General features: G+C 52.6%; 8 protein-coding genes. 6 read left to right on the forward strand and 2 right to left on the reverse strand.

Translation table 11 applies throughout. The features are described 5' to 3' along the window. The first annotated feature begins 472 nt into the window (after window positions 1–472). The 3 genes from LKK83_RS07050 to LKK83_RS07060 all read left to right on the forward strand — a co-directional run bounded on the left by LKK83_RS07050 (window position 473) and on the right by LKK83_RS07060 (window position 4,598). Entirely contained in the window at window positions 473–2,875 is a 2,403-nt protein-coding gene (locus LKK83_RS07050) for a ribonuclease R family protein (RefSeq protein ID WP_324630291.1), read from the forward strand. Between the two features lie 192 nt (window positions 2,876–3,067). Next, window positions 3,068–3,703 (forward strand): flavin prenyltransferase UbiX, encoded by a 636-nt coding sequence (locus LKK83_RS07055; RefSeq protein ID WP_324630292.1) that lies wholly within the window; start codon window positions 3,068–3,070, stop codon window positions 3,701–3,703. Window positions 3,704–3,785: 82 nt separating this feature from the next. Beyond that, entirely contained in the window at window positions 3,786–4,598 is an 813-nt protein-coding gene (locus LKK83_RS07060; RefSeq protein ID WP_324630285.1) for a hypothetical protein, read from the forward strand. A 99-nt stretch (window positions 4,599–4,697) separates the two neighbouring features. Here LKK83_RS07060 and LKK83_RS07065 read toward each other — a convergent pair whose 3' ends face one another. Further along, window positions 4,698–5,624: an alpha/beta fold hydrolase gene (locus LKK83_RS07065; RefSeq protein WP_324630286.1), complete on the reverse strand. Its 927-nt coding sequence runs from the start codon at window positions 5,622–5,624 to the stop codon at window positions 4,698–4,700. A gap of 320 nt (window positions 5,625–5,944) precedes the next feature. Here LKK83_RS07065 and LKK83_RS07070 point away from each other — a divergent pair, with 320 nt between their 5' ends. Both LKK83_RS07070 and LKK83_RS07075 read left to right on the forward strand, forming a co-directional pair. Further along, window positions 5,945–6,901 (forward strand): putative 2-dehydropantoate 2-reductase, encoded by a 957-nt coding sequence (locus LKK83_RS07070; RefSeq protein ID WP_324630294.1) that lies wholly within the window; start codon window positions 5,945–5,947, stop codon window positions 6,899–6,901. A gap of 226 nt (window positions 6,902–7,127) precedes the next feature. Continuing rightward, window positions 7,128–7,568: a hypothetical protein gene (locus LKK83_RS07075; RefSeq protein WP_324630287.1), complete on the forward strand. Its 441-nt coding sequence runs from the start codon at window positions 7,128–7,130 to the stop codon at window positions 7,566–7,568. A gap of 173 nt (window positions 7,569–7,741) precedes the next feature. Here LKK83_RS07075 and LKK83_RS07080 read toward each other — a convergent pair whose 3' ends face one another. Continuing rightward, window positions 7,742–8,401 (reverse strand): VOC family protein, encoded by a 660-nt coding sequence (locus tag LKK83_RS07080; protein WP_324630288.1) that lies wholly within the window; start codon window positions 8,399–8,401, stop codon window positions 7,742–7,744. 113 nt (window positions 8,402–8,514) lie between these two features. Between LKK83_RS07080 and LKK83_RS07085 the strand changes: the two genes are divergently transcribed. Then, the gene (locus tag LKK83_RS07085; RefSeq protein WP_324630289.1) at window positions 8,515–8,973 is read left to right on the forward strand and encodes a class II aldolase/adducin family protein; all 459 of its coding nucleotides are present in this window, start codon (window positions 8,515–8,517) and stop codon (window positions 8,971–8,973) included. The last annotated feature ends 55 nt before the right edge of the window (window positions 8,974–9,028 follow it).

Genomic DNA, 9,028 nt, shown 5'->3' on the forward strand with positions numbered 1-9,028 from the left:
CACAGATTCCGAGCCAACCGGAGACACGACCCATTTGGCAAGGCTGGATGCCCTGTAAATCCTGGTATCGCCCAATTAGTAAATGTAGGGAGCTAGGTTAGAATCCACGGACAATTCATTTTCTCAAATTAGCTCCAGACGGAAACGATTTGGAGGCGCATCTGGGCAAAAGCTCCCAGTGCGCGGTGAGAATGCTACCTGACTGGGATACGGGGAGCGGGCCTGACAGCCGTAAGCCCTACCGGGACACTCCCACCTTGCGCCAGCAGGTGGGGGAGCATTCATACGCTACCACGGTTTTGGCGGGATGGGTTGGATGCCGGGGATGCTCGCTCCAGTACAATCTCGTTAATGGCGAACGCTTAGTCGTCACTGGCCGAAAGGCTCGGGAATGCTGGAGATCGGCGGCAACTACCGCTGTTTTGTGTCCCAGGAAGAGAACCGAATGGAAAAACAAGGATCGATCGCGCTCATGGACTTTTCAATCGCTACACTACTGGCAAATTTTGCAGATGACAAATTGGTTGCTCCCAAGGTCTTAGAAAAGAAACTGGGTTGCCAGGATGAAACGAGCGTGCGCTATTTGCAAATCGCCCTGGATGCGTTGGAAAAAATTGGCCTTCTCGTAAAAGAGAAGGGTCGCTATCGTCGCATCTGGGAAGAAAATGTCGTGGAAGCTAAACTACGTTGCTCGAGCAAGGGGTTTTGCTTTGCGATTCAAGATAAAGAAGGCACGGAGGATATTTATATCCGAGAATGCCATCTGAGTAATGCTTGGAATGGCGATCGCGTGTTGGTCAATATCATTAAAGAGGGCAGCCGTCGTCGCTCTCCGGAAGGAGAAGTGAAACTGATTCTGGAACGCTCTAACCCTTCGGTGTTGGCGCGGGTAAAACAAAGCGACTCTCGCTATCAAGCGGTTCCTTTGGACGATCGCTTGCTGTTTGAACTGGATTTGAAACCCAATGGGGTGGTTCTGGAGTCGGCGGTGGATCATCTGGTTCACGTGGAAGTTTTGCGCTACGCCCTGGGTAGCAATCCGCCTGTGGGGCGCGTGGCTCAAATTCTCGGATCCGATGCTGAAGATGCCAATGATTTGGATATTGTCTGCTGCAAGCATGACTTACCTCGCTCTTTCGGAAAATCCGTCTTCGATGAGATTGCGGAATTTCCCAAGTCGGTGCGAAAAAGCGATCTGAAAAATCGCTTGGACTTGCGGAAACTGTTTGCTATCTCTGTGATGCCCACATCTGGACTGGATAATTCCTCGTTTGTGGTCGAACAAGCGTTTACCTTGGAATCGCTCAAGGGGGGTCAGTCGCGGATTGGCATTCACGTGGCTGATGTGGCACATTGGGTCCTACCGGATACGGCTGTAGACCGCGAAGCGCGCAAGCGGGGCGTGTCCGCCTATCTGGGCAAGACGGTATTGCCAATGCTTCCCGAGGCGATCGCGGTGGAAAGTTGTTCCCTGATTCCAGGTGAAGAGCGCCTCGCGATTTCGGTATTAGTCACCTTAGATGAATTTGGGGTGGTGGATTTTGAAATTCAACCCAGCGTTATCCAGGTTGACTATCAGGTGGCGAATTCCCAAGCTCAATCTCTACTGGATTCAGTTCAAGAAGAAGTGGCTGACCCAGAAACGATTCCGAGTTGGTGGAATGAGTTGCGCGATCGCCAACCCTCTGAAGATGGGGAACTCCTCCCGGATGAGGTGAACGAGCTGTTAGATGAACTGTTTCGCTTGAGTTATAAACTGCAAAAGCAACGTCGGGAGCGCGGTGGCTTTGAATTGAATCTGCCACCGAATCAATACGGCACTTGCCCGTCGGTCTTTAACGATGAAGGCGTGCAAGGGGCGATCGCCCTTTCTTCTCACCTCACGGCTCGGGGACTCATGTGTGAGTTCGTTATCCTGGCCAACCAACTGATCGCTAACCACATCAAGGAACTCGGCCTTCCCGGCATTTATCGGGTTCAACCCGCGCCGGACCTCGATCGGGTGGACGAACTGATCAAGCTGGCTAGCCAGATGGGGGTGGAAGTAATGCTCGATGACCCGGATGAGGTCACGCCTACGGACTTTCAAGACTTTACTGAGGTGTTTGCCGCATCCACTTGCGAGCGAGTCCTCACTTATCTGCTGGAGTCTACCCTGAAACCGCCCACCTACAGCACGTTAGCTAACCCTCACTTTGGTTTGGCGCTCACAACAGGATATACTCACTTTAGCGCACCAGTGCAGCGGTATGCGGATTTATTGGTGCAGCGATTGCTCAAAACTCTGTTCGACAAAGGCCGCGATCGCAAAACCACCCGCGCCCGCGATCGAGTTGACCTACATAGCAGTAACTGTCATGGCCTGATTACCTGGAATGTCCTCCCCCCCGATATCCAACAGGAGTTTGAAACCGAATTCTCCACTCTAGTTGGCCATCTGACCGAACGGGAAAAATTAACCCAAGAAGCCGAAGCCGACTTGGAAGGTCTGCAAAAAGCCGGCCTGATGAAAGAACGCACCGGGGAAACCTTCTCCGGACTGATTACCGGCGTCCAATCTTACGGCTTCTTCGTGGAAATCGAAGTGGAATCCCCCGATGGTTCCCCCCTGCGTCTGGAAGGTCTGGTCCATGTCTCTTCCCTAAAAGACGACTGGTACGAGTATCGCTCTCGCCAACAAACGCTCGTGGGCCGCAAAAACCGCAAGCAATACAGCCTCGGCGATTGGGTCGAAGTTCAAGTCAAAAGTGTGGACTATTACCGTCAGCAAATTGACTTGGTTGCCGTGGGCGGCGGTAGCGAAGCCAGTGCCGATGACTATTCCGATTATCGCATGGGCGATCGCGACTACTACGACTATGACGATGAAGAATAAACCCCTACCGGTTTAACTTCCCCCCTTCACCTGTAACGGGTTCCTAGGCTCACCCTGGGAACCCTCCTAACTTTCCCCACCTTTTCAACCCCCTTATTTCCTCACCCTTTCTCCCCTTTAAAATCAGTTCAAAACATTCCTCCAATGATAAAATAACCCCCAGCTTTGTCGTTTACAACTTCCCTCGGAAAAATTAATACCTCCAACTCCAACCCCCAACAAAAACTCCCCCTAATCTTAGGCATCACCGGCGCATCCGGTTTAATCTACGCCGTCCGCGCAATTAAATTCCTGCTCGAGGCCGATTATCCCATCGAACTGGTGGCCTCTAAATCCACCTATATGGTCTGGCAAGCTGAAAACAATATCCGCATGCCCGCAGACCCCGCCGCGCAAGAAAAATTCTGGCGCGAACAAGCCGGCGGTGTGACCACCGGTACCCTGACTTGTCACCCCTGGCAGGATGTAGGCGCTAATATAGCAAGTGGTTCTTTCCGTACCTTGGGAATGCTCATCCTCCCTTGCAGTATGAGCACGGTGGCCAAACTCGCTAATGGGTTGAGTTCTGACTTGCTCGAACGCGCCGCTGACGTGCAGCTCAAGGAAGGTCGCAAATTGGTCATCGTCCCGCGCGAAACCCCCTTTAGTCTGATTCACTTGCGAAACTTGACCGCTTTGGCAGAAGCAAACGCTGCTATCGTCCCGGCAATTCCCGCCTGGTATCACAAACCCAAAACCATTGAGGATTTGGTAGATTTTGTGGTGGCGCGGGCGTTGGATATCTTGGACATCGATTGCATTCCCCTGCGTCGCTGGTCAGGCCATTAATCACTCCCGCTTTTAATGAGAAAGTCTGATTTTTTAAATTAACCTATTCCCCATTATCTTGATTATTCAGAGTTAAATTCTTATGCGTGAATTTCGCACTGTGCTGCTGCTGGTGGTTCTCGGCGGATTAATTATTTTTGCCGTGCAAAATACCTCGCCGAGTCTGGCATTGGTGTTTTTAGGGATGAAATCTGTCCCCTTACCTCTGTCGGTGTGGGTGTTAGGGGCGATCGCCCTCGGTGGTGTCACGTCCTGGGTGATGGACATGCTCTTGCGTCTCTACGCTCATTGGGCCGCCAAAGAGTCGCGAGTCAGACGGGGGCGATCGCCCTACCGCGACCCGATAGAACCCTCCCCGGAACCTCCCGCATCCTGGTCTCCCTCCGCCAGAAACCCCCAATCAGAAACCCCCCCGCCCTCTGGCCGAACTTGGGACCCCAATGCGACCCACCTGCAGGATAACGACCCGGGGGAACCCTTTCACCCGACCTCCGCCGAGGAATTCGACGATGACAAAAACTGGATCGACGAAGATGAGGAATTCTTCGACGAAATCGAATCTGACGCTTATAACTACGAGGTGGTAAAAGAACCGAGGAGCGAATCTTGGTCCGGATCCATGTATTCCTACAGCTATCGCGATCGCGGCGAGTCCCGGGATGAGGACCGGGAATCCCCGGGAGAAACTGAGGCGCGAATTATCACTCCCCCTGCTTCTGAACCACCGCCCTCCCCGGAACAGGAGGAAGAAGACAACGCCTCGCAGATTCCTCCTCCATCCCCGGAGAATCAAACTGCATCGGAACCACAACCCGCCGAGAATTGGCAGTCAGAACCGCAAGGGCAAGATGACTGGACCAAGAAGCGATCGAAAGCTGACTGGGAGGAATGGTAATGAATGTCAGACGCGATAAATCGCCTCTCTACAAAAGGGCGTTCCCCCCTACGGGGGGAACGAGTCACGCGGAAAATTTCGCGCCTCTACATGCCCGGTTTATCCCTGCTCGATCGCCGGGGTTGTTTCTGGCGCGGATAACTTTTGCAACCACTCCACAATCAGCGGATTGACGATTTCTGGACGCTCATCGTGGGGACAGTGACCGGTGTTGGGAATCGAAACAAACTCGATCGCCTGGGTATTGGCAAACTCTTCAAAAATCCGTCCGCCGGCGATCGCGGTCCAAGGGTCATCCGCACCCCACAAGACTAACAAGGGACGCTGGAGTTTGGGCAAAAACTCCACGGGGGGTTTGCCCGCCGGGGCGGTGAGAATGGAGGCAAATACTTTCTGCGCCCCCGCATGACAAGAGGGTTCGTAAAGCAAATCTACCAATTCATCGCAAACCGCCTCGGGGTTGCGATACACTTGCCTCAAGGTTCTGCGAATCCGGTGTTTCTGACGGATGCGATTAAACAAAAATGGCCCGACGGTGGGAGAATTCACCAGCTTGGCAAACATCCCCATCACCACCCGCAATGGGGGATTGAGTTCTTCGGGACGATGATTCAATCCGCCGGCGCAGTTGAGCAATACGCCCCCGGCAGCAATTTCGGGAGAATCGGCGACTATCATCAAGCTGAGTAGCGCGCCGATGGAATTGCCGATAAATACGGCGGGTTCTCGGATCTGTTCTTCCCAGAAGTCTTTGAGCAGGGCTTGCCACAATTCTAAGGTGTACTCGAGGGGGGGTTTATCGGAATCGCCAAATCCGAGTAGGTCGATGGCAAAAACTCGATACCCGTTTTCTGCTAATACGGGAATGTTTTTGCGCCAATGACCGATGGAGGCTCCAAATCCATGAATCAGCACCAAGGGCTGACCTTCGCCCCGGATGCTGTATTTAATTTGATGGCCTCTCCAAGTCCAAGTTTGCTTTTCTAATTGGGTTGGCGCGGTAAGCTGTTCTGTGGTTGCGGTCATTTTATGAAGTTTCGTAAACTCCTTTTTATGATAATCGGGTTTGGGGCGAGTCGGTGTTGAGATAGGTGGGGTGGCGCTGTGGGAATTTTATTACCACAAAAATTGTATTTTGTCAAGGCATAGGCGGAAATTTTTCGGGAAACTTAGGCTACGGTTTGCATTTGACTCTAGCGGATTGTGAGGTAGAGTAATTTCTGTAGGACTTAGGCATCTTGTCAAATTAAGCATTACCTGTAGGGTGGGCAATTTATTGTCCATCGTACCTGTGAAGTAGGTGCGTAAGTTCTGTTGTGATGTAGCGAGTTAGACGGATTTTGATGATGGGGGAATTATCTCAGTCTCAGGGTAAACGCCGCTATGGAATTATCGGCACTGGCGCGATCGGTGGATTTTACGGTGCAAAATTGCAACAGGCGGGTTTGGAGGTTCATTTTTTGCTGCATCGGGATTACGATGCGGTGCGCGATCGCGGTTTGATTGTGGAGTCGGTTGATGGTGATTTTACCCTCAACCCGGTCTATGCCTATAATGACGTGCATCAGATGCCGCCTTGCGATGCGGTGGTGGTGGCGCTGAAAACCACGCGCAATGATTTGTTACCCCAACTGCTACCCCCGGTGATGAAGGATTCGGGGGTGGCAATATTGCTACAAAACGGCCTCGGTAGTGAAGAGCTGGCGGCTGAGGCGGTGGGCAGCGATCGCGTTATGGGAGGACTGTGCTTTATCTGTTCGAATAAAGTCGGTGAGGGACATATCCGCCATCTGGATTACGGATACATTAATTTTGCCGAATATGCGGCGAACTATCAACCCCAAGGCATTACGGACCGAATGCGTCACATTGGGGAGGATTTCAAACAAGCGGGGATTCCGGTTCAATTCTCGGAGGATTTGCTCCTGGCGCGATGGAAAAAACTGGTGTGGAATATCCCGTTTAATGGCCTTTCGGTGGTGTTGGATGCCAAAACTGATGCCCTGATGGGAAATCCGCACACCCGCACTTTGGCAGAACAGTTGATGCAAGAGGTGGTTGCCGGTGCGGCGGCGTTTGGACGGGAAATTCCCCCCAGTTTCCTCGATTCGATGCTGGACCATACGGTGAAAATGAAACCCTATCTCACGAGTATGAAGTTAGATTGCGATCGCGCTCAACCTCTGGAAGTGGAAGCCATTTTTGGCAATCCCTTGCGCGCGGCGGCAAGTCAGGGGGTGCAACTTCCCAAAATTGACATGCTCTATCAGCAGCTTAAGTTTATCGATGCCACGTTGGGTTGAGATTCTCTGCGGTGAGGGATTGGGTGGTTGGAATGGTGCGTGACTCGGGGTGTTGATTTGGGGGATAATTGCAATCTGGATCGACCCGAGTCACGCACCCTACGGGGTGGAAATAGTGATTCTGTCACGAAATCTATAGTTTTGTAAATATTTTGGTTTTGGATATTGACACAGAATCAAAATTCGCCTATGATGAAGATGTCAAAGTTCGATACGGAGAACAGTTATGCATCGACGTGGTGGATACCGTCCCGGCGCGGGACGAAAAGGAGCCTGGCGGCATGGAGAAACGCGCACGATCCGAGTGCCGGTGGCATTAGCCGATCGCCTATTGGAAATTGGGCGAGAGTTAGATAGCGGGAACGATTGCGCCCCGGAATCGTTAACGGGGTTGCTAGATGAATGGCAGATGCAATGCGACGCGCAACCGGCAGATGCCCCAGAATGGCAAAAGGTGCGGCAGCTTTTAAGTGAGATTCGCGAGCTGTTGTCGGAATCGGCGGAATTCGCGGAACCGGGAATGGGTCGCGGTTTCGGGCGCGGTAGAGGTAAAGGAAATCGCCCCCCAATGGATGATGAATTCCCTCGGGGTCGCCAAGGACGAGGCAGAGGCCGATATGGTCGGTCGATGCCGTTATCTGAAGTTCCGGGCGATCCGCAGGAGTAATCCCAATTTTCTAAACTTTTGATGGAGTACCATCGCGTATCGGGACAGGGCATGCCATGTCCCGATATTCTCTCATTGTGCTAAAATATAGTATATATCGGTGGGTTTGAAAAAGCCCAGGCGCGATTTCAATCCCCCGCCCGGTATTGCCACGGTGGTATTTCAATCGCCTGTTATTGCTCAACTTCCGAGAGGCGCAACCCGCGAATGTTCTGGCAGGAAAAAGTATCTTGACCTCCGGGTTGGCGGCGGATCAGTTCGATAACCTGTCCGGCCCAATTTCTCAGGAACCACTGACACAAGCAACCGTCGTCTTGCGGTTGTGCGGAGAGGGGGATAAAGCCTTTCTGTCGCCAGTGTTGGGCGGCGGAGTGCATATCGTTTACTTGAATGGCAATATGAGGAACGGCATTATCTCCGCTGGCGCGCCGATCGCGGTCGAGGCGATCGTGGGGGGCGTGAGGGGCCAAAAGCACGAGTATGCCGCCAGCAGGGAGGACGAAGCTGATGAAATACATGGCCAAATCATCTGGAAAAGGCTCGTCTTCGGGACAAAATTCATTCGGCCATTCTCCTGGTCCTTCGGCGATCGCAGCGCCTAATTCCACCAGGCGATCGCTGTACTGGATCGCCGAATTGGCATCGGGTAAGATCGGGACGAAATGGTCTACCCGGACGCGATCGCCATAAAGCTCGATGGTGAAAGGCGATCGGGCGAAATATTCCGGCGTCATACAATCGGATTTATACTTCAGTTGCCCGTTTATTTCTACAATCGGCGATGGGGAGAGACTTGCCGCCCCGGTTCGGGATAGTTGTAGGTTGTTCATCATCACACCTCAGTTGGCTAGGTTTTGCATTTGCTGCGGTTTAGTGTTAACTTTTATTAAGACTCGTTACCCCCAAGTTAACCTAAAAGAAGTCTTTTTTGCAACCACTGCCCGAGATGAAACACGCCATAGACACCCGCTTAATCAAACCCGAACTCCCGCAACCGCCGACTTTCGAGAGTCTGGAAGCGGAACGAATTCACCGGAAACAGCGCCTAGCTGCTGCCTTTCGCTTGTTTGCCCATTTTGGTTTTGATGAAGGACTCGCCGGTCACATCACCGCGCGGGATCCGGAATTTCCCGATCGCTTTTGGGTCAATCCCTTTGGCATGTACTTCGGTCACATTCGCGTCTGTGACCTGCTATTAGTGAATCACAAAGGTGAAGTCATCGAAGGGGATAAACCGGTGAATGCGGCGGGATTTGCCATTCATTCCAAAATCCACCAAGCGCGCCCGGATGCCGTCAGCGCCGCCCACGCCCATTCCCTTTATGGCAAATCCTGGTCTACCCTGGGCCGGTTACTCGACCCCCTGACGCAGGATGCTTGCGCCTTTTACCGAGAATCGGCGTAAAGCCCCCGGATTTATCCGTGGGGATATAAGCCGAGCGACTGACCCCCGGTCCCCC

The sequence above is a fragment of the Phormidium sp. CCY1219 genome (assembly GCF_035615515.1).
Classification (GTDB): domain Bacteria; phylum Cyanobacteriota; class Cyanobacteriia; order Cyanobacteriales; family Laspinemataceae; genus CCY1219.

Bases quoted from the DNA above. Each gene is read 5' to 3' on its own strand.
- LKK83_RS07050 (WP_324630291.1), top strand. From the start codon at position 473: ATGGACTTTTCAATCGCTACACTACTGGCAAATTTTGCAGATGACAAA.
- LKK83_RS07060 (WP_324630285.1), top strand. From the start codon at position 3,786: ATGCGTGAATTTCGCACTGTGCTGCTGCTGGTGGTTCTCGGCGGATTA.
- LKK83_RS07065 (WP_324630286.1), bottom strand. From the start codon at position 5,624: ATGACCGCAACCACAGAACAGCTTACCGCGCCAACCCAATTAGAAAAG.
- LKK83_RS07070 (WP_324630294.1), top strand. From the start codon at position 5,945: ATGGGGGAATTATCTCAGTCTCAGGGTAAACGCCGCTATGGAATTATC.
- LKK83_RS07075 (WP_324630287.1), top strand. From the start codon at position 7,128: ATGCATCGACGTGGTGGATACCGTCCCGGCGCGGGACGAAAAGGAGCC.
- LKK83_RS07080 (WP_324630288.1), bottom strand. From the start codon at position 8,401: ATGATGAACAACCTACAACTATCCCGAACCGGGGCGGCAAGTCTCTCC.
- LKK83_RS07085 (WP_324630289.1), top strand. From the start codon at position 8,515: ATGAAACACGCCATAGACACCCGCTTAATCAAACCCGAACTCCCGCAA.